Source organism: Clostridium pabulibutyricum (genome assembly GCF_058242705.1).
Map to the genome: position 1 here is coordinate 1 of NZ_JBZAYZ010000012.1, position 21,487 is coordinate 21,487.

Annotated in this window: 22 protein-coding genes; 3 read left to right on the forward strand and 19 right to left on the reverse strand. The window is 30.1% G+C overall.

Annotated features, from left to right (window positions below):
* Positions 1 to 104 precede the first annotated feature (104 nt).
* The 8 genes from AC4CVH_RS12085 to ilvD all read right to left on the reverse strand — a co-directional run bounded on the left by AC4CVH_RS12085 (position 105) and on the right by ilvD (position 9,915).
* Entirely contained in the window at positions 105 to 1,046 is a 942-nt protein-coding gene (locus AC4CVH_RS12085) for an IS982 family transposase (protein WP_490787388.1), read from the reverse strand.
* 468 nt (positions 1,047 to 1,514) lie between these two features.
* On the reverse strand, positions 1,515 to 3,032 hold the full coding sequence (locus AC4CVH_RS12090) for a DHA2 family efflux MFS transporter permease subunit (RefSeq protein ID WP_490788008.1): 1,518 nt from the start codon (positions 3,030 to 3,032) through the stop codon (positions 1,515 to 1,517).
* Between the two features lie 14 nt (positions 3,033 to 3,046).
* A complete protein-coding gene (locus AC4CVH_RS12095) occupies positions 3,047 to 3,706 on the reverse strand; it encodes an HlyD family secretion protein (RefSeq protein WP_490788009.1) in 660 nt (219 codons plus the stop codon).
* Positions 3,699 to 4,694 (reverse strand): HlyD family secretion protein, encoded by a 996-nt coding sequence (locus AC4CVH_RS12100; RefSeq protein ID WP_490788010.1) that lies wholly within the window; start codon positions 4,692 to 4,694, stop codon positions 3,699 to 3,701. Before AC4CVH_RS12100 ends, AC4CVH_RS12095 begins: the two co-directional genes overlap by 8 nt.
* Positions 4,695 to 4,812: 118 nt before the next feature.
* Complete coding sequence (locus AC4CVH_RS12105; RefSeq protein WP_490788011.1) at positions 4,813 to 5,463, reverse strand: TetR/AcrR family transcriptional regulator; 651 nt, start codon at positions 5,461 to 5,463, stop codon at positions 4,813 to 4,815.
* 349 nt (positions 5,464 to 5,812) lie between these two features.
* On the reverse strand, positions 5,813 to 6,589 hold the full coding sequence (locus AC4CVH_RS12110) for an IclR family transcriptional regulator (protein ID WP_490788012.1): 777 nt from the start codon (positions 6,587 to 6,589) through the stop codon (positions 5,813 to 5,815).
* A gap of 155 nt (positions 6,590 to 6,744) precedes the next feature.
* A complete protein-coding gene (locus tag AC4CVH_RS12115) occupies positions 6,745 to 8,025 on the reverse strand; it encodes an MFS transporter (protein WP_490788013.1) in 1,281 nt (426 codons plus the stop codon).
* A gap of 222 nt (positions 8,026 to 8,247) precedes the next feature.
* The gene (gene ilvD, locus AC4CVH_RS12120; protein ID WP_490788014.1) at positions 8,248 to 9,915 is read right to left on the reverse strand and encodes a dihydroxy-acid dehydratase; all 1,668 of its coding nucleotides are present in this window, start codon (positions 9,913 to 9,915) and stop codon (positions 8,248 to 8,250) included.
* A gap of 391 nt (positions 9,916 to 10,306) precedes the next feature.
* Here ilvD and AC4CVH_RS12125 point away from each other — a divergent pair, with 391 nt between their 5' ends.
* Positions 10,307 to 11,188 (forward strand): dihydrodipicolinate synthase family protein, encoded by an 882-nt coding sequence (locus tag AC4CVH_RS12125; protein ID WP_490788015.1) that lies wholly within the window; start codon positions 10,307 to 10,309, stop codon positions 11,186 to 11,188.
* A 1,117-nt stretch (positions 11,189 to 12,305) separates the two neighbouring features.
* On the opposite strand, the gene AC4CVH_RS12130 is transcribed toward AC4CVH_RS12125, so the two are convergent.
* On the reverse strand, positions 12,306 to 12,599 hold the full coding sequence (locus AC4CVH_RS12130) for a hypothetical protein (protein ID WP_490788016.1): 294 nt from the start codon (positions 12,597 to 12,599) through the stop codon (positions 12,306 to 12,308).
* A 508-nt stretch (positions 12,600 to 13,107) separates the two neighbouring features.
* Positions 13,108 to 13,281: a hypothetical protein gene (locus AC4CVH_RS12135; protein ID WP_490788017.1), complete on the reverse strand. Its 174-nt coding sequence runs from the start codon at positions 13,279 to 13,281 to the stop codon at positions 13,108 to 13,110.
* Between the two features lie 241 nt (positions 13,282 to 13,522).
* Here AC4CVH_RS12135 and AC4CVH_RS12140 point away from each other — a divergent pair, with 241 nt between their 5' ends.
* On the forward strand, positions 13,523 to 13,717 hold the full coding sequence (locus AC4CVH_RS12140) for a tyrosine-type recombinase/integrase (RefSeq protein WP_490788120.1): 195 nt from the start codon (positions 13,523 to 13,525) through the stop codon (positions 13,715 to 13,717).
* A gap of 365 nt (positions 13,718 to 14,082) precedes the next feature.
* On the opposite strand, the gene AC4CVH_RS12145 is transcribed toward AC4CVH_RS12140, so the two are convergent.
* Entirely contained in the window at positions 14,083 to 14,730 is a 648-nt protein-coding gene (locus AC4CVH_RS12145; RefSeq protein WP_490788018.1) for an HNH endonuclease, read from the reverse strand.
* Positions 14,714 to 15,961, reverse strand: coding sequence for an AAA family ATPase (locus AC4CVH_RS12150; RefSeq protein ID WP_490788019.1), 1,248 nt, complete (start codon positions 15,959 to 15,961; stop codon positions 14,714 to 14,716). Before AC4CVH_RS12150 ends, AC4CVH_RS12145 begins: the two co-directional genes overlap by 17 nt.
* 521 nt (positions 15,962 to 16,482) lie before the next feature.
* Between AC4CVH_RS12150 and AC4CVH_RS12155 the strand changes: the two genes are divergently transcribed.
* Positions 16,483 to 16,662 carry a hypothetical protein gene (locus AC4CVH_RS12155; RefSeq protein ID WP_490788020.1) on the forward strand — a complete coding sequence of 60 codons (180 nt, stop codon included), beginning with the start codon at positions 16,483 to 16,485 and terminating at the stop codon, positions 16,660 to 16,662.
* Positions 16,663 to 16,822: 160 nt separating this feature from the next.
* Here AC4CVH_RS12155 and AC4CVH_RS12160 read toward each other — a convergent pair whose 3' ends face one another.
* The 7 genes from AC4CVH_RS12160 to avd all read right to left on the reverse strand — a co-directional run bounded on the left by AC4CVH_RS12160 (position 16,823) and on the right by avd (position 21,379).
* Positions 16,823 to 17,407: a hypothetical protein gene (locus AC4CVH_RS12160; RefSeq protein ID WP_490788021.1), complete on the reverse strand. Its 585-nt coding sequence runs from the start codon at positions 17,405 to 17,407 to the stop codon at positions 16,823 to 16,825.
* Between the two features lie 81 nt (positions 17,408 to 17,488).
* Positions 17,489 to 17,830, reverse strand: coding sequence for a hypothetical protein (locus AC4CVH_RS12165; protein ID WP_490788022.1), 342 nt, complete (start codon positions 17,828 to 17,830; stop codon positions 17,489 to 17,491).
* A gap of 48 nt (positions 17,831 to 17,878) precedes the next feature.
* The gene (locus AC4CVH_RS12170; protein WP_490788023.1) at positions 17,879 to 18,955 is read right to left on the reverse strand and encodes a GH25 family lysozyme; all 1,077 of its coding nucleotides are present in this window, start codon (positions 18,953 to 18,955) and stop codon (positions 17,879 to 17,881) included.
* Positions 18,956 to 18,974: 19 nt separating this feature from the next.
* Positions 18,975 to 19,265: a hypothetical protein gene (locus tag AC4CVH_RS12175; protein ID WP_490788024.1), complete on the reverse strand. Its 291-nt coding sequence runs from the start codon at positions 19,263 to 19,265 to the stop codon at positions 18,975 to 18,977.
* A gap of 59 nt (positions 19,266 to 19,324) precedes the next feature.
* A complete protein-coding gene (locus tag AC4CVH_RS12180; RefSeq protein ID WP_490788025.1) occupies positions 19,325 to 19,555 on the reverse strand; it encodes a helix-turn-helix domain-containing protein in 231 nt (76 codons plus the stop codon).
* Positions 19,556 to 19,659: 104 nt separating this feature from the next.
* Complete coding sequence (locus tag AC4CVH_RS12185; protein WP_490788026.1) at positions 19,660 to 20,748, reverse strand: reverse transcriptase domain-containing protein; 1,089 nt, start codon at positions 20,746 to 20,748, stop codon at positions 19,660 to 19,662.
* Between the two features lie 295 nt (positions 20,749 to 21,043).
* Positions 21,044 to 21,379 carry a diversity-generating retroelement protein Avd gene (gene avd / locus AC4CVH_RS12190; RefSeq protein WP_490788027.1) on the reverse strand — a complete coding sequence of 112 codons (336 nt, stop codon included), beginning with the start codon at positions 21,377 to 21,379 and terminating at the stop codon, positions 21,044 to 21,046.
* Positions 21,380 to 21,487: the final 108 nt, after the last annotated feature.

The window sequence follows — 21,487 nt, forward strand, 5'->3', positions numbered from 1 at the left end:
TTAACCCGTTGTGCTAGAAGATAAATTTTGATAAATAGGATATATAATCCATAGAAATAAGCTAAAACAGCCCTAAGAACTTTATCCTATGCTTTTAAGAAAAATTAGCCAAATACTAGATGCTTAATTTTTGATATATTGGGATTAATATTAAATACTTTATTGATAAAATAACAAAGATTATGAGCTAAAATTTTGTTCGTTATTCTTGTTACTAATCCCCACATGGATTTGGCAAGTACCCTTTGTATATTCAGCTGACCGGATAATTGAGAAAAAGTTGTCTCAATTCTTCGTCTGGCTTTAAATATTGTCTGTCTGAATTCTTTTGAAAATTGATTTGCAGTTTTCTTTCTTTTCATGGCGATAAGATTGATTTTTGTTTCAGATTTTAGTTCTGAAATAAATCTATCTCCAATATATCCTTTATCCCCTATTATAGTTACCGGGGATAAGGATGATGTTAGATCCAATGCTGCTGCCCTATCATCAATATTAGCAGGAGTTAAGATAAAATCAGTTAAATATCCATCGAGTGCTGTAAGGGAATGCAATTTAAATCCATAGTAAGTTTCTTTCTTGGAAACACACCTGCCGTAGGCAGCCTCCGGCTTAAATGCTCTATGGAAATGTGCTCTCCCAAATTCACAAACTGGAATCGGCATACTGTCAATTATCCTGTACTGCTCATAAGTATACCTGAGGAACCATGTTATTTCTTGACGGATTTGCTCCATAACCTTATAAAGTGATTTTCTAGTTCTGTGGAATCTTGTTCTTGTACAAAATTCAGGGAATAAATCTTTTAAATTTCTGGTACAAAAACTGAGCCATGATTTCTCAGAATCAATAGAAAGAAGCTCACCAACCAGTGAAAGAGTAATTATTTCACTGTCGCTCATAATTGCTTTATCAATATTTCTGCGATTTTTAATATGTGCTGGAGTAACTTTGTGGTAAAAGTCATCAATTATTACAAATGTAACAGTAATAAAATCTTTAAGATTATCAATTTCTATAGTATAATCTTTCTTGAACTCTGGCATATATGTTTTCCCCCTATTGTTAAGATTTTTGGTGATTTTTTAATGATAAGGTAACATAATTGCCGGAGTTTTTCTATTTATAAATTATGTTAGTGAATTTAACTAGCACAACAGGTTAATTTAAAATTTTACTTAACACATTTGATATTAATTCAGTCACAAAAAAGAATTGCAAAAAATTAGGCGATATAGCGGAACTTTTTTCAAGTCTTTGGAGATCTAAACAATTAGAATATTCCTGGCTGCGAAGTCTTATGAATAGATATGAAGACTTTTGGTATATAACTAAAGAATCTTTAGATTATACTATGGAATATTTTAATATTAATGATGAATCTTTAAAGTTAAAACTTTTTGATTTAATGTAGCCTGGATAAATCGTTTTAATGGTAAAAAAGAAGTGCTGCCTTTTAAACCAGATATTGAGTTCAAATCGTTAATTGAACTACCTAATATATTATAAAAATATTAATTAAATCTTTTTTCTTTAAGAAGAAAGGAAGGAATTATCATGACAAAACAAATCACAAAAATAACAAACATGGTATCAGTCAATCCTTGAATAGAAGCTTGTTTAACTACAATTTCATATATTTTTGCAACAGCAATATCTTGAGATTGCGACTGAGATATTCCACTTTGAACAAGCAATCCATTCAAGGTCTTTACAAGTCCTACACTATTTGGAGTAAAACTATTTATTTGTTGTGCAATATTTGCATAGTCAATTGCACTTCTGTTTTGCAGAATTCTAGTTACTATAGTTATTCCAAGGGATACACCTATTTGTTTAATTGTATTTAATATGGCAGAGGCATTTGAATTCATTTCCTTTGGCACTGAATTTAAGGTAACAAGCTGCACCGGGGCGAGGAGCATTCCAACACCAATACCTCTGATCATAAGTAAAATAGTAATGGTGCTGTTTGCCGTATCCAAAGTTAATTTAGACATACTATAACTGTTAAATCCAATCAATATAAGTGATATGGCGGCGAAATATCTTCCTGGTATTTTATCGCTGAGTTTACTTGATATTACCATTGATACAGCAGTTGCTATTCCTTCTGGAAATAATATCAATCCAGACTGCATAGCTGTGAGTCCTTTTAGTTTTTGAAGAAAAATCGGCATAAGAAATATTCCACCATAAAGTGCCAAAAGAGATACATTCATTATTACATTTCCTAAGGCAAAAACATGATTTTTCAACAATCTTAAATCCAGCATGGGCTTTTCTATAGTAAGTTCATTAATTATAAAAACGAGCATATTGCAGCAGCCTATTATTAAAATGAGAAGCTCTTTCAAATCATTTGTAAAATCTACATTGTCTAGTCCAAGTATGTACAGTATACATGAAAGTCCTATGCTGCATGTTATAAAACCTAAAGCATCAAAATATAGATGCTCTTTTTTCTCTGATTCTTTAAACACAATCACAGCTAAAGTAATACATATAATTCCTATGGGTATGTTTATAAAAAATACAAGCCTCCAGTCAAGATTTTGTATGATATATCCCCCTATAGTCGGTCCCAAAGCTGGAGCCGCCATACTTGCTAAACCAACAATTCCCGCTGCAGCAGCTCTTTCCTTTACATCAAAATTAATGAGCATTATTATCATACCAATTGGAAGTATGAGTCCTCCACCTAGCCCCTGAATAATCCTGAAAATAATTATAGTCATGGTATTCCATGCAACTCCACATAGAAGTGACCCTAAAGTAAACATGGAGAGCGCACTTATAAATATTGTTTTTATACCAAATCTGTCTGAAAGGTATCCGGAAACAGGTACAACTACTCCCATAACAAGTGTATATGCACTTAAAACCCACTGTATATCGTCAACTGTTGAATTAAAAGTCTGCATCATATTTGTAATAGCAAGATTTACAACACTGCTGTCCAAATTAGCCATAAATATGCCACAAGCCACTATACCAAGCATAAACCATTTATTTCCACTTCTGTCCGGCATAAATATTCCTCCTCTTAATTCAAATGAATTTTTACAACAGCATTAATTCCAGGCATGAATGATTTTGTATTTCCTAGAATCTCAATTTTTACAGGTATTTTTTGTACAACCTTTGTAAAAGTCCCTGAGGAGGAGGATGGAAGAATTGAAAATGCAAAGTTAGCAGCTTGCCCAATAGATTCCACTTTTCCTTTAAATTTTGTTTTATTGAATTCATCAATTTTTATATCAACTTGTGCACCGATTTTTAATGACTGAGCCTTAGTTTCTTCTATATTTGCATTTATATAAAGTTTATCCGGATCCACTATTATTGCAAGTGTAGGGGATGAAGCACTTTGTTCGTATTCACCGACTCTTGCCAGAACCTTAATTACAATTCCAGTTATAGGAGACCGCAAAACAGAGGAATCTATATTTGAATCAGCAAGGCCTTCTGAATTTATTCGTCCAACAATTTGATCTTTAAGTACCTTGTCACCCTCTTTAATATTAAAATCAATCAGTTTTCCAGATACTTGAGGTGTTATTTTATAAAAGTCTCCTGAAACTTGAGCATCATCTGTAGAAGCATAAAATGTATTGTTGTACCAATAATATCCAACAACACCTAATAAAGTTACAATCATGGCCGTGAATATAGTTAAAATTATAATTTTTCGTTTCTTATTCAATCTTGGCACCTCCACTTTTATATCCTATCTCTGCAAACATACCTATCTTTAACCTTGGATCGGTATCTTTTAAAGTTACTTTAACAAGTATATTGTCACTTTGACTATTTATTGAAGAGTCGATAACAGATACTTGTCCATGAAATAATTTATCATCAATATTTGATATTTTTACTTCTACATCTTGTCCTTCTTTAATTTTCCCCGAAAATTCTGAAGGCATATAAGCATTGACATATAAGTTGCTATTATTTACAACTGAGATTATAGTATTTCCAGGAGATACTATTTGTCCATTATTTGTATTCTTGTAAACTACAGTTCCAGATATAGGCGAAGTAATGACTCCATTTTTCAGCTGGGTTTTGCAAGTTTCCTCAGCTGCTTCAGCCTGTCTGACAGAAGCTTCAGCCGCAGCTATTTCACTTTGAGTAGGACCGTTTTGAAGCATTAGTAAATTTTGCTGTGCCGATTCATATTTTGCTTTTGCCAGAGCAAGAGCATGCCTTGCCTCATCCACACTTGGCTGAGGAGCACTTCCACCTTTAAGTAGTTTATTTTGTCTATCATAATTTTTTTGAGAAACATCATAAGCTTCCTTAGCACCATCTACCTCGGCCTTTGCAGAAGATATTTGTTCGGGTCTTGATCCAGATTTTATTTTATCCAAAGAAGCTTTAGCTACATCAACTCCAGCTTGAGCCTGGTTTACCTGTGCATTTAAGTCATCTGTATCAAGATATACCAGTGGATCGCCCGCCTTTACCTTGCTTCCTATATCTACATTGAGTTTAGACACTTTCGCTGAAATTTTAGAACTGACATTAACCTTTTCGTTGCTTGAGATTTTACCACACATAATATATACAATTGAATTAGGTACAGTTTTATTTTTCTTATTAGTGTTTCCGGTACTTTGCTTACTTGAACAGCCGCTGATCAGCAGCAATAATATCGATACTACAGTTAATAATTTAATTTTTTTCAAGATATCATCTCCTTGTTAAAGCAGTGTTTTGAAAACTAACTAGTTAGTTAACTAAAGCTCAGAATAAAAATCAGTTAAAATATCTATAGAAACTTGTTATTCTAACTGATCATGATATTTAATTTTCATTTTTGGTTAAGTTTTGACTTATAGAAGAATTGTACATTTCTTTTAAGACTTTCATAAATTTTTTATTTAAATCATCAGTATTAATTTTATTGAATTCCGCCCATTTTTCTCCAATAGTCAAAAAACTAATAATTGGCATTGTCATGAAGAAAAACATTTTAAGTAACGTGGTTTCTTTTTCGTCTTTATCTATATCTGAAAAATCTACTTTACTTACTGGAATTGAAGTTTTGTACATATCCTGTACAAGCTTAAAAAAACATAAATTATCAGAAGAATTTTTTAACGTTTCTATAAGGAGTATACTAAAAAATCTTTTTTTATCATGCATACCGCTAAGCAAATCAAAGCTTTTAAAAAATTCATCCATTATTTGCGATATATTTTTATCTAAAACACCTTTTTCTTCAGCTACTTTAATTTTTTTATGTAATATATCATTTTTACTTTTTTCAAGTAATGATTCAAGTATTTTTTCCTTACTTTCAAAATAATAATATATAGAAGCTTTATTTACATTTGCCTTTTTAGCTATTTCATCTACCCTTGCCCCGTCAAAACCTTTTTCAAAAAAAATTTCTTCAGCTGTGTCTAAAATTTTTTCCCGAGTTTCATTACTTTCTTTTTTGACCTTAACCATATCTGTTCCTCCTATTAAAGTAAAACTAACTGGTTGGTTAAATTATATATTAAGGCTGTAGTTTTGTCAATGCTGTTTGAAAAATGATTTTGTGAGTATATTGCCCCAAAATAAATTTATAATATAATAAGAATAAAAGTATCATTAGAAAATATGAGCCTTAAGGAGTACAGACAAAACCTTGAATCTACAGCTTAATTGGTCCAAAAAATGTCGCACCCCGCCGCTCTAAAGTGATGTATAAAATTAAAAATTTTCTGTTTAAATATTATATTTTAAAACTATTAAAAATTTATAATACTTACCCTTTACTAAAATATCTTATAACATAAGTTTAAAATATATATAATTAAAGCTTCCTATATCCCAATAATTCAGAAACCTTGACAGTTACTTCTTTTAAATCTTTTGCAATAAAATTCATTTTTTCATGACTCATTCTACTTGTAGGACCAGATATACTTATTGATCCTACAACTTCAGAATTGTAATTCATTATAGGTGTAGCCACACATTTCAAACCAACTTCTATCTCTTCATTATCAGTACAATACTTCTTTTTTCTTATTTCCTTAAGTTCTTCTCTTAATTGATCTAAATTTGTAATTGTATTACAGGTATATTCATGAAAATTAATGTTATTAATTATATTTTCTATTTCATTTTCTGTCATAAAAGCAAGTATGGCTTTTCCAACTCCTGTACAATAAACTTCAGCCACCTTCCCAACTTGCGAACTCATTTTAATACCACTTTCACCTTCAACTTTATCTATATATATTATTTTATTTTCATTACGCACTGCCAAATGAGCAGTTTCATCATATTTATCTACTAATTTTTTTAAATATGGCAACGAAATTTTTCTTAAATCCATACCATCCTCAACCAATTTTCCAAGTTGAAAAAGCTTCATACCTAATTTGTATTTTCCATTATCACTATTTTGACTTAAATATCCTCCATTTTCAAGCGTACTCAAAATTCCAAAAGTAGTGCTTTTATGTAGTCCTAGATTATTCGCAATTTCTGTAACCCCAAGTTCATTATGTTTTTTTGAAAAACATTCAAGTATTTGCAGTGCTCTATCTACTGATTGTATTAAATTTGATTTACTTTTTGGCATATATCATATTCCTTCCTTCAAATTCTATAATTACTTAAACCCATGGTACTATACTTTCATTATAATATATCATACATTAAATTTAAAATAACATTAAATTACCAGGAGGTTTATAAACACCTTCTGGTAATTTAATTAACAATATAAATCTATTTTTATACCTTACCAGCTGTCTTATCGGGCAATGTCATAGATACAATAAATCCAAATACCAAGAATACTGCTAAACTAAATATTCCAACCGTGGAACTATATCTTGTGATTAAAAAGCCAACAATATATGGTCCTATAAATCCCCCAAGATTGCCAAGTGCATTTATAAATCCACGTGCACTAGCTGCCATATCAGCTTCAAACAACAATGGCGGAATAGTCCAAAATATACTTGCAGGTGCCTGCAGACACATTCCACAACCTATCATAAATATAAATGACAACCAAACCATATGCTTAAACTGTACTGATAATATTAAACATACAGCAAATACTACTAATAATATTCCTGTATAAAATCTTCTATTGTTACTTTTATCCGAAATACTCGAAAAAATATACAGTCCAGCTATTGTTCCTATATATGGAATTATAGATAAAAAACCAACTCCACTCATACTAGTTTTGACTATTTCTTTTAAAAGTGTTGGAAGCCAAAGAGAAAATCCATAGACTCCTGTAGTAAAACAAAAGTATACAATTGTTAGTTTCCATACGTTAACATTTTTAAGCACTTCCCCAAATGATACTTTTTGATTTTGAAGCTTGCCTTTACTTAATTCTTCTTGTTCTTCACGCAACTTTGTCTGAATGTATTCCTTTTCTTCCTTACTAATCCATTTAGCATTTTCAGGACGATCACTAATAAGTGGCCACCATATAAATATTAGAGCCAATGCTACAAGTCCTTCAATTATAAATACATATCTCCAGCTAAATGCCGATATAATCCATCCTGACAATGGTCCTGTTATAATAGCGCCGATTGGCAAGTTCATACAAAATAATGCATTCGCCCTTCCACGTTCTTCATTAGGAAACCAATGGCTTAATATAGTCAACATAGCAGGATAAACTCCACCTTCAGCAACTCCTATCAAAAATCTTATAATAAGCAACTGGATAGAATTTTGAACAAATCCTGAAATAACAGCAAATCCTCCCCAACATATAATTGTAATTGCTATAAATTTTTTAACATTCCCTCTTTCAGCTATTTGTCCTCCCGGTATCTGTAAAATCATATATCCCACAAAAAATATTCCAGCTGCCAATCCAGAAATATCAGCGGCCATTCCTAATGCACTATTCATACCTCCAGCCATTGCAAAACTTATATTAGTACGATCCATATATGCCACTACATATACAAGCAATACAGGTGGAATAATATGAAGCCAACGAGCTTTAGGTATATCTTTTTTATTTTCATCTATATTCATACCATTCAATTCTCCTTATAGTTTATAGATTTTAATATCTCAATGCTTCTTAATTATAAAGTTATTTCTGTCTTTTATTTTTTTACCAAGTGTAGTATCATAATAAGAGTATTTAATCATTAAAAATTGTTTGTCATCTATCCTGTTAATTTGAATTTATTAGTTATGCTTATCCAAAATTTTTCGTAACTAATATATTTAATCATTAATGGGATAGTTTTTTTATTTTATAACTGCACCTTCAGCTGCAGATGATGCGGACTTAGCATAAACTGATAAATATCCTCTAGTAAATTTAGGCTTTGGAGCCTGCCACTTACTTAATCTTTCTTTAATTTCTTCGTCAGACAAATGAATCTCCAAATTTCTATTTTCTATATCAATCGTTATTATGTCTCCATTTTCTACTATGGCAATTGGTCCTCCTTCAGCTGCTTCTGGTGAAATATGTCCAACAAAGCATCCATTATTCGTACCAGAAAAACGCCCATCTGTTATTAACGCTATATTCTTAGTGAGACCCATTCCATAAAGGTATTTCATGGCTTTAAACATTTCTCTCATACCAGGTCCACCTTTAGGTCCTTCATATCTTATTACAACAACATGACCTGCTTTTACTTTTCCATCTAAAATTTCTTTTTCTGCCTCTTCTTCTGAATTAAATACAATCGCCTTACCTGTAAACTTATACACACTTGGATCAATGGCTCCAGGTTTGCTTATACCTGTTTTAGGTGCTAAATTTCCTTTCAATACAGCTATACCACCTAAAAATCCAAATGGATTATCTAGATTTTTTATAATTTCATTATTCTCTCTAAACTTATATTTATAATTTTTGATATTATCTTTAACTGTTTCACCTGTACACGTTAAAGCTGTCTCATTTAAAATAGGAAGCATTTTTTCAATTACTCTCGGAATACCACCAGCCATCCAAAAATCTTCCATATTCCACTTAGCTGCTGGATTTACTTTAGCTATCTGAGGTGTTTCTCTGCTTAACTTATCAAATGTTCCTAATACATCCATATCTATTTCTGCTTCATGTGCAATTGCTATTAGATGAAGAACTGCATTTGTTGATCCACTTATTCCCAAACACACTTTAACTGCATTCTCTATAGATTGCTCAGTTATAATTTTTCTAGATGTTATATCATTTTTAGTCAAATTTACAATCTGGATACCAGATTCATATGCAATTCTCAGACGATCAGAATGAACGGCTGGAATAAGTCCTGATCCAGGTAATGCCATTCCTAGTGCCTCACTTAAACATCCCATTGTATTTGCAGTACCCAAAAACGAGCATGATCCACATGAAGGACACACTAAGTCTTCCAATGATTCATATTTTTCTTTTGTTATCTTGCCAGATTTATACATTCCCAAAGCTTCAGAAATCGATGTAAGATCTGACTTTCTACCATCAAATACAACCCCACCTAACATTGGTCCACCAGTAATCAATATAGCTGGTATATCAAGTCTTGCAGCTGCCATAAGCATACCTGGCACAATCTTGTCGCATGATGCAAGCATAACAATTGCATCAAGTTGATGCGCTTCTACCATAACTTCTATAGAATTACATATTACTTCTCTTGAAGGCAATATATAATGCATTCCAGTATGTCCTTGAGCAATACCATCACAAGCACCTATAACTCCAAATTCTACCGCTGTGCCCCCTGCTCTATAAATTCCTTTTTTTGCTTGTTCACTTAATTGGTTCAAATTAAAATGTCCAGGAACAATATTATTCCAAGAATTAGCAATTCCTATCAATGGTCTTTTAAAATCATCATTTGAAAATCCCATTGACTTGTATAATGATCGATTAAAACCATTATCAATTCCATTTAATATTTTTGAACTTCTCATTTTAATAATTCCTCCTTTTTATTTTTAAAATATATAAAATCTTATACAACGTTTTCATATATTTTAAAAAACAAATACAAAATTTACAAATATATAAAAAATATATAAATTAGTAACTTTCTGTTCTATATTATAGAACTTAATTCTGTATTTATCTTTTAATAAAAGTATAATTAATTCTGCATAATATGTCAATATTTTTGAATAAATTTTATAATAGCCTTAATATATACAGATTAGACTGTATATTTCATTATAATTATTGACATAATCAAAATAATTATCTATAATAACCTAAAAGAATATAAAAACATTGTTCTGTATTATAGTACAATTCAATTGTAATTTATATTTATCTATTTTTTTAACAAAATTATAAGGAGTGGATAAAATGTTTAAAGGAATATTTACACCTATAGTTACTATTTTTAACGATGATGGTTCTATAGACAAGAAAAATCAAACTATATTAATTGAAAATCTGATCTCAAGTGGGGTAGATGGTATAGTCATACTTGGAAGTATTGGTGAATTTTTCAATATTTCTCTAGAAGAAAAAAAAGATTATATCAAATTTGCAAGTAATCTAATAAATAAAAGAACAAAATTAATAATTGGAACCGGAGGCAATAATATAAATGAAGTTATTGAGTTAAACAATTTTTCAAAAGAATACGGTGGTGATGCAGTTTTAATAATAACACCGTATTTTTTCACTCTAAACGAAACTCATCTTTATGAATATTATTCAACAATAGCCAAAAATACAGATCTTCCTATATTACTCTATAACTTTCCTGATAGAACAGGAAGTAATTTATCTGCAGATTTTGTACTTAAATTAGTAACTGAATTTAAAAACATCGTTGGTATAAAAGATACAACTGACTCTATAAGCAATGTGCGTAACTATATTAGAAAAGTTAAAAATGTTAGAAATAATTTCTCAATTTTTTCTGGCTTCGATGAATACTTAATACCTAATTTAAATGCTGGCGGTGACGGTATAATAGGTGGTTTAACTAACGTCAAAAGTAAATTATTCATAGATACTTATAAAGCATTTATAGAAAAAGATTTTGATAAAATGCATTATTATCAAAACAATATAAATAAATTAATGGAACTCTATACATTATGTGATCCATTTATAATTCCTTTAAAGGAATCTGTTAAAATCTCACTTAATATATCAATGAATACGTCCCTTAGAAATTATAATATCCAACTAGACAATACTGTAAAACAAAGAATAAAAGAATTACTTCTCTAATTCAACAAATTGACTTTGAAAGCGACGATATTAAATTAATAGAGATTCGATCAAGCATTTTTTATTTATTATTTCAGCTGAAAAATCTCAACTAATAAAGTTTTCATTTTGCTGAATTCAATTTCTCTATTCTGTAATGATTTTTGAATTTTAGGTACACTATAGCATCTTTTAGATGCACTATATTCTTCAAGAATTTCCTTATTTAAAAATTTAGAAGAAGCAAGAACCTTGAAGGGCATACCAGAAAAATATAAAATTTTAAGGGCAAGTATATACTTATGTATAGAAAAATACCGCGAAGAATACGAAATAATCCATGACGCTGAATAGAAATATAATTCAACGCAGGAGATTAAAAGTCTACGAAAACAACTTGAAGAAGTTAAAACGGAAAATGATTTCTTTCGTAAAAAAAGCCACAGCATTTTTTGCGAAAGAAATCGATTAATGGTTTATCAATCTATAAAAAAACAGTAAATATAATGAAAAAAATTAAACTTAGCAATATAACTGTGCATAAATATATGAATAAGTAACTTGCTGTAAGAACACTGAAGAAAGCCCTTTCATCACGGCCAAAAATTAATTAAAAACCGATTCTTCACAGTAATCAGAGTATATAGTAATAAAGCAATTTCATTTGAGTCAATATTTAGAATATCAAGAGATTAGGTTGCTGTGTTACAAAAACACTTGACCATTACAACCTATCTGCCATACTAATGTTACACTGATATGAGCATAGGAGCGAAATTAACTAATGGACTTGTATATTTACTTTTGAACTTAGCCTTTATTTTGAGCAATGCAAAGATAAACACTATTATACATATGAAATATCTTACTTTTGTTGATTATTTATACGGTAAATAAGTGAAAAAGAAAGTGCTTGTTCAAAGCTTCCTTGCGACTGAAAAGGAGCCTATTATAAGACTTCGAAGAACTGCTGCCTGGGCTCGGGGCGGAGCATCCCATTAAATTTTATTTCTATGGAACAGCTTTAATTCTGAGAGTATGCGAAGAGGTAAAGCTAGTCCATAGATTCATGAATTTAAAGCAAATTATTTTGTACTCTCAACAAAAAATAAGCACCAGCTTTAACCAGTACTTATTTCTAATCTACTAATTTTATATTACCATCTTTAAGTAAAACAAGCTTTCCTGCATATAACAGGTCAATTATATCCTCTCCACTTTTTTTAATCATATTGTTTTTATTATCACATATCTTGAAACTAAGCTCATGAAATTTATTTATATATGCAGCAGCTTTTTCTTTATCTAAATAATCTCTAAGAATATAGAAAATTCCTAATACACTAAGAGCTTTTAAACTATGATACTCTCCACTATATCCAATAACCATACACCTTCTAGCTCTTCTATCATCAGATACAAAAACATTCACCGCTGTTTTCAATTCTCCTAAATTTAAAGGAACTCTATTATTTTTACAATCCTCTAATATTCTATCTTCGATAACTTTAAGTTTAATTAAAAAAGGTACAGGTTCATCTGTACTCTTATTACTCCTTACTTCTTGCTTATTGTTTATTATTTTTTGTTTATCACTTCTTTACTTACAAGCTCCTTGTGAGCCCCTTCCAAGGGGCTTGTAAGTGGCTCTTTTAAATCCTTAACAGCTTCATTTCCAGAAATCAGCAGAATCCCTTATTCCTATTCCATCAAAAATACTTTCAATATCCAGTTATTCACTAATACAGTGTTTATAAAATAGTGAAACAAATTCTTTGTTTCTAACATTTTTAAGTTCTCTATTGACACATTTTACAACATTTAAATTGTTAGGCTTATTGTATTTAATCCAGTTTAGAATCATTATTTCTTTTGTTTCATCCAGGTAAAATATCTTTTTATACTCCTGAAATCTGAGAAGCAGTTTGTCCACTGTTTCTCTATTTGTAACCCGTCTGGGTTTCTATAATTCGCTTAGGGAGCTCATAAATACCACACTGGGTAGTATTCGAGTTAGTCATCAAGTATATGTAAAAAAACTTTTCCTCGGGAGTTAAATCTAAAACAAATCCGTCATTCCAGAAATCAGTATGGAGCTGCCTGTACTTAGCCATTATAATAACCTCCTAAAAATTAATAATACCCTATTAATTGTCCAGGAACCGAAGACCAAAAATAGTAAAAGAACTATTCCTATACCATCTGCCATAGCTACAGAACTAAAAAGGCAGAAGAGAAATTAAAAGCGAGAGATATATATGTAGATAATGATTTGGTATTTCCAAATGCTATTGGTGAACCTACTGATGCCAAGAATATAACCAGAAGTTACAAAAGGCTTTAAAGCGTGCTGATATTTCATATAAAAATTTTCATGCTATGAGGCATACTTATGCTACAAGATTGTTTGAAGCAGATATTCCTTTGAAAACAGTGCAGGAACTTTTAGGTCACGCTGATATTTCGACGACTGCTAATGTTTATACTCATGTTCTTCCAAGACAAAAGATAAAAGCTGTAGATAGGTTAAATGATTTGTTCGCTCTATAAATTCATAGGGCGTCTTTTTATTTGTGTTTATATATTTTTATGGTGGTTGTGTTATTTGGCAATAAAAAAGGCCTCACGATATCGTGAAAGCATTAATACTGGTGCACCCAGGGAGACTCGAACTCCCGGCCTCTGGATTCGTATTTTGCCAAAGATAACAGTAGATAGTTATCCACACCAATTGATAATACTTCTTTTAACACATTTATTCCACTATAAAAAAAGATACCTTTCTACATGAATATATAACTAATGTGTTAAAAATGTGTTAAAAGCCTCATTATTTATTTTAAACAGCAAATCACATTTATAAGGATATTAAACAAATTCAAATATGTATTTCTTCAATAATTAAAACAATATTTTTATATTACGTTAATTGTTTTCAAATATTCTCTTACAACAAAAGAATACTCTTTATCATCATTTGCCTCTTCTAGAAGTTGCTGCTTTAATATTTCCTTTAATTGTACATTATTCTCATTTGCATATTTATCAGCTAAATTTACAAGTGATTTTAGACGCTCAGTTCTACGTTCAATTAATTCTTTTCTATTTAATTCTAATATCTGTTCTGTTAGTTCTCCTTTCTTGTCACCTGGCCTATGTGTTATAAATACTCCTAAAGCCATTAAATGTTGTGATGGATTATCTATATATGGATTTATCAAAGGCTCTTTTGGATTATAATAATCTCTTTTTCTAGTTCTATTACATTGTTCACAAGATAGAGTTAAGTTTGTCCATTCAAAAATTAGCTCTTTGCAATATGATTTAGGTATTATATGTTCTATATCTCCTGGAGAAACATGAGTTATTTTACTTTCACAATAAGCACATTTATCATGAGTTTCCTTCTTTATTTGTGCCTTTATTTCTTTATCTCTATACTTAAATTTTAATGAATCTGGTATTTTATCATTTAATTCACATAATTTTAAATACTTTTCCGTCCATTTTTTTTTATTTTCCTTTAACAATTGTGGCTCTTCTAATTTAGTTAGTTTTATCATCTTTTTCACCCTTTTCTATAATTCTAACCATGGTATCGGGGAAAAATTTTTCTAATCCCATATCTTTCATTTGATTTCTTAAACGATTAAATCTTTCATTATTCATGTCCGAATTATTGAATTCATCGATAATATTATCAATCTTTTTTTCAACCCATAATGGCATTGTAAATGGAACTCCTAATACTTCCCTTAAAATATCATTAGATGAACCAGCTCTATTAATTATATCCAGCTTTTTACTTGATACTGCATTATTTTCATTATAATCTAGTACATATACATTTGAATCAGAAACCGAGCTAATAATAAACGGATTATGTGTGGATATTATAAATTGTGCACTAGGAAATGCTTCTAAGAAGTTTGGTAAAAGAGTCCTTTGCAATTCAGGATGTAAATGGTTTTCAGGTTCATCAATAATTACAACAAAATTATTCTTATCATTATACATAAATATTTGCCATGATAAATCAATTATTGCAGCTATCCCTCCCGAAACAGCATCTATAGGAAAAGTACCTGTCTTAGTTTTTAAGAGAACTTCAGGCATCTGAATAACAATTTTTTCAAACCCCAATTTAGGAGGTAATACAATTTTCAATATATTTTGAAAGTCTTCAAATGTACGTAATGCATTTTCATTAGGCATAATAACTTGATTTCCATATCCAAATGTTGCAAGAGATATTAACATCTCTTTTATAAGATAAGTGGGTTTCTTTCCGTTATAATACTGATCAATATAATCTGATTGAATTGATGATTTATATATATTATAAGCCTCGTTTTTTGTTTGAACTTTTGTGGGTATATTATCAACCCTTGCATATTTATATACTGGTCTATGTGATGGAAGATATATTCCATCAATAGATTGCATATTATCTATATTTATATCATATAAGTTACCTGTTTGTTGAGGAAGCATTAATTTTCCTATTTTATTATCTTTATAAATAATATTACCAATAACTTTTGAATCCTGGTTTACCGTATTATTAATAAAATTATCCCATATACTTGTAAAATACTTTATTAATCCACTTATTTTATCTTTTTTAGGAGTAGCAACAAAATTTGATTGCCATCCAAAGTGACGAGAAAGTATCTTTAATATTGTTGTTTTACCGGCTCCATTTGCACCTGTTAATATTGTCATTCTATCATGAAATTCTATATTAATTTTTTCGAATTGTCTCCATCCATTAATATTTAATGACTTAAACACTATTAATACCTCCTGTTCTATATTTACTTCACAACTTCATTATTATAATAATATAAAAATATATTTATACACTTTTATATTATTATAATTTTTCAATATTGCTATTTATTAGATACAACACTATATAATAAAAATTTCTACAAAAATTTTCATATTCCTTCTAAATTTTTGTAGAAATATATAAAAAACCATAAAAGTAGGAAAGTTAATAATTAACTGGTTCTTTCCAAAGCTAGTTGATATTAAAATATATTTGCTATGATTTTGTGCAATAGACTTGTTTTATTTATGGGAAAATTTAAGTTTTCAACTAATAGTGGAAAGAACCAATTAACTATGATACTTATTTCCTTTTATTTTTTAATATACAACAAAGTTACAAGTTTATTAATCTCATTTATATTAAAAATTTATGCTATAATATCTAAGAGAGTATAAGTATTTTTAGAGGTAGCCACCTTCCAGGTTTTATCTCTCACAAAGAGGTCATTGCGGTAATAGACAGCAGGGGAGGTGGCGACATGAGCGATACTGTGATTATAGTAATATCTATATGTATTACATCATTATGCTTAACAGCTATGGTGATTGTAGGAACATATTTAAAAGATAAATTAGTAATCAAGGGTAAATCTTCAATTGGTAAGTTAACTGAAAATGAAATTTCTATAACTGCCGAAGATAAAAACTCAAAAAATTAAAATGCACTTTCTGAGGAGTGCATTTTAATTAGCTTCTAAAATTTTTAACTAAAAACCGCAATGGCTTCTTTTAAATATATTATACCACAATTTATTATTTTGAATCATATTTTATAAAAAATAAACCCTAGAATAGCTTTTAAACTATCCTAGGGTTAAATTATTTCTGTACTACAGCTGCAGCTGTACTTTGTATAGTAGAAATTTTTTGTTGCAATGCAGTATTTTCAGCTTTTATTTTTGCATTTTCTTCTGTAAGAGTATTAATCTGTGCTTGTAATTTTTCTACTTGAGTTTTCCCAACTTGTGTCAGTTGCATGTCAATTTCATCACTTGTCTTAGATGCATATACTGTAGCTTCTATAATTCCTGAAACAATGGTTTTAATATTCTCATTATCTGTATTAATTCCAATTTCCCTCAGTTTAGCATATACAATTTCCAATGCTTTTACTTTTCGCTGATCCGCAGGTATTTGAGAGGAAATATACAATTGTTCAGCTGCTTTTACCGCTATCTGAGCGTATTCATTTATAGTGTCTAATATACTTATAGCTTTATTTTCAGGCTGTAGTGCTTTGAATGCATCTAAATATTTTTGTGTGTTTTCTAAAAATGACTTAAGCTCACTTAGAATAGAACTTATATTTATACCTTTCTTTTTTAAATATGGGAAAAATATAAATATGACAGCGCCTACTCCAGCTGCTAAACCTACTATTATAAATATTAAATTATTTGACATTTTTACTCCTCCATACTTTACAAATTTAACTTAAACTAGCTTTTGCTTTACAAGAAATGCTGTAAAGCAAAAATTATATTTCTATAATTGTTTTTTCTTTTCAAGTATCCTATCAAGTTGAGCTTCTATTCCATTCAGACCTGATATGAATTCATCTACACCTTTTAATTCGAGGATAACTGCAGCTTTATTAGAATCACCTTTATTGTCTTCATGGTCTACAATCTCATATTCTCCATCTTTAACTTGAGTTCCTCCATCCCATCCTTGTCCTCCATCAGGGCAGTCATAGTGAATTTGTACGTCATACACAATTGTTCCATCGGGCCATTTTTGCATCCCTGTTACTGGTCCTTCTTTGCCATCATCACCCATTCCAGGATGAACAACTTTTATTACATCATCAATATTTAATTTATTCATGTTTTTATTCCACCTCTTTTATAAAATTAAAGATAGAGTATAAAAGCTCTACCTAAATAACGCCTTCCATGTATTAGGGCCAACAATTCCATCGGCTACTAAACCATGACTTAATTGATAAGTTTTAGTTGCCTGCACAGTTTGATTCCCAAAAATTCCATCTGTACTTATTTGATATCTGCATTGTAAATATTTAGTAGTATAACCTCTATTTCCATATTGACATTGAGGAAAAGATAAAATTTCACTTAATGCTGCCTGTGTATTTGTACCTGCTATACCATCCACTTGCAAGCCCATAATAGACTGAAAATTTGTTATAGCTCGTGTAGTTTGTGGACCTTGTATGCCATCCTCAACAAGACCTGAGTTCATTATTCTATTTAACTGTCCCTGAACTTGTTTTATAGATGTATTTATCACTGGCTTAGCTTGTACCTCAGGTTGGGAAATAGGAATTTTATTCTTGTCCAAAAATATATTATCATTAAAATAATCTAAATCAGCATATCCTAATATTCCTGATATATGCCCTGTATCTGTATACTGCCAGCTCACTCTATCCGGAAATTGCAATGGTTGTTTTCCATAACTAGCAAGCCACAAAGGAACATCTGGAATATTATTCTGCAAATACTCATAGTAAAAGCTCAATCCTGTATATATACCTATTTCGTAGCCTTTGTTATGCACATAAGAAATAAATTGATTTGTGAAATTTACTGCTTCAGATTTTGTCCAATTAGGCTGATTTTCTATATCTAGCCAGAGAACTGTATCAGAATAAAGTCCATTAATTCTATTCAAAAAATGCTGAGCCTGTGCAATTGGCTGTCTGTTGTTGGTTGCAAAATGGTAATACCCTATTTTCATTCCATACTTAGGAACCATTGAGGCCCTATAATTAAGTAATTTATCATCGTAATTAATTCCTTCAGAAGCTTTTTGGATCACAACGCTTGTTCCACTATCCTTTAACTGTTGATAATTTGAAATATTACTATATTCATAAACGTCAACACCTTTATATACTACTTGTGCTTGTACAATTGACGGAATAAAAAAAGCACCAACCATAAAGGCTAGTGCCATAACAATTGTTATTATCCTATTTTTAAATTTCAAGTTTTATCCTCCTTTTCATTTACCAGTGAAATGTTCTAAAGATTTGCAGCAAAAAAGCAGCTATAACTGTAATAGTTACGCCACTTATTATTCCGGTAGCAAATTTGTTCTTTGAATTTTTAATTTCCTTGACATCCTCCTTTATCTCATTAATTGAACTAAATATATTTTTCATTTGCTGCTTTCTTTCGCCTGCATTAACTTCAATATCACCTACTCGTTGGTCTACATACTTAACATCTCCTTTCAACTCAACTACATCTTGTTTTAGATTTAATACATAGATACAATCCCTACATTTATTCTCCATATCTAGCCTCCAACATTAGCATTTTTAAACAATAAAAAAAGAACTCAGACAATAATTATCTAAGCCCTTTTATTACTTCTTCTATTTTTATTTGGAATATGTTCTAACAAATCACATACATCACAATCCAGTACTTCACATATTATATCAAGATGATCTATATTTATTCTTTCTACCAACTCATTATATATTTCAGATATAGTATTAGGTCTTATACCCGTCTTCCGAGCAAGGTCTGCCTGAGTCCATCTTCTTTCACCCAAAAGCTTAGATAAATGTATTTTTATCATGCCTTACCACTCCCCTGTTATATCGATTTTCAAGGGAATTGTAACGCTTTTAAACATTTTCAGGCTTAATTCGATATAAAATATCAGAAGAGCGATACAATATATCACTCTTCGTTATGATTAATTTTAAAATTCAAGTTATTAAATAACTGTTCTTGTAATAAATAACTATTACAATGCTTCAATATGCCCATGTAAGATTGGACTGTAGCATTTACTTTCTCAAAAGGGAGCTGTTTTCTTTCATATTGTTTCCTCACATATTTAATTCTCTTTTTCATCTTTAACGATGTAGATTTTCTTATTTTTACATGTGTTGGCCATAATCTATATCCTACAAATTCTATACCACATGAAATAGGCCTAATAGCCGTTTTCTTATTTAGATTCAGCTTTAATTTTTCCTCTAAAAATTTTTGAATTAAATTCTTATAAGCATGCAACTGTTTCTTATCATCAGAGAGTATTATTACATCATCCATATATCTAATATAGTATTTTATACTTAATGTCCTTTTGCAATATTGATCTAACTCATTCAAATATAGATTTGCAAACATTTGAGATGTAAGATTTCCTATAGGTATTCCTTTACCCGGGATTCTATCATCTAGATTATTAACATCTCCATTAAGTTTTAAGCCAAATAAAGTTCCTTCATAATTTATAATAGTTTTTAAAATTTCTATCATTCTATTATCTTTTATTCTTTTGTTTAATATATCTATTAGTATCTCATGATCTACTCTATAATAATATTTAGACACATCTAATTTTAAATAATAGAACTTTTTATCTTTTTTACCAACTAATCTTAGCCAATAATGAAGTCGCTGGATTGCTTTTAACGTACCTTTCCCTATTCTGCATCCATAACTATCGTAAATATAGGATTTATCAAATACAGGATTTAATAATTGGTATATTCCCCATTGAACTATCCTGTCTTTAAATGGCAATGCCATAATTAACCGCTGCTTAGGTTCGTATATATAAAATTCTCTATATGAACCTACCTTATAAGTATTATTTTTTAATTCTCTGCCAATATCCAATAAATTTTCTTCAAGGTTAAATGAAAACTCAAGTATTTCATTTCTATATCTTTTGCACTTTCTAGCTTGTATATAAGCTTTATACAAGTTTTCATAAGTACACAAAGTTAAATATACATTTTTAATTTGCTTTGTCATTTGATTCCTCAGTAAATTTGTTATGCTTTGCGGATCTCATTATAAAACTACTATCAGCATACATAACTAATATATTTTTTGCTTTGTCAGCATGGAAATAAGCCCCTTTATTCTTAAACTCTCTGCACTGGATACAAGCCCATGAGCTTGTAACTTCTGGCCACAAGAGTAAATCGGCCCGGAACCCCACGTTGTTATTGTTGTTACTTCGATTATTATTCAAATTTAGGGCAAACACGCCGGCACCAGAACCATTGTTCCAATTGCCACCAAGCTACGGCCTATTCCCAAAAGTTTATTGTTTAGCAGATTTAATCCATCCACCTACCATTTTACCTATTTCTACATTAAAACCAGACCACACTTCATATTTTTTAAACGGAAGAAATCCAAGATCTTTGGCTAATCTTGTATAAGCCCTAAGTTTGGTAACTTCCACATCAAGATCTCTTAATGTGGTCTTTTTATAATATTTTTTATGACCTACAATTTCATATTCTAAAATTTTATGCATACATCTTTTCATATCATTTCCAAGAGCATACTTTTCAGACTTTGGAAATTGAGCAATTGCATTATATCCATATTCAATCATATCGTAAGTCTTTTGAATTATTTTCAAATCAACCATTGTACCACCAATAAAATTCTAACATATATTGTTTTTTTATATTTAACTTTGTTATATTTTATCAAAATTTGTTAGGCGGTTATCACCGCCCTGTCAGAACACAGCACC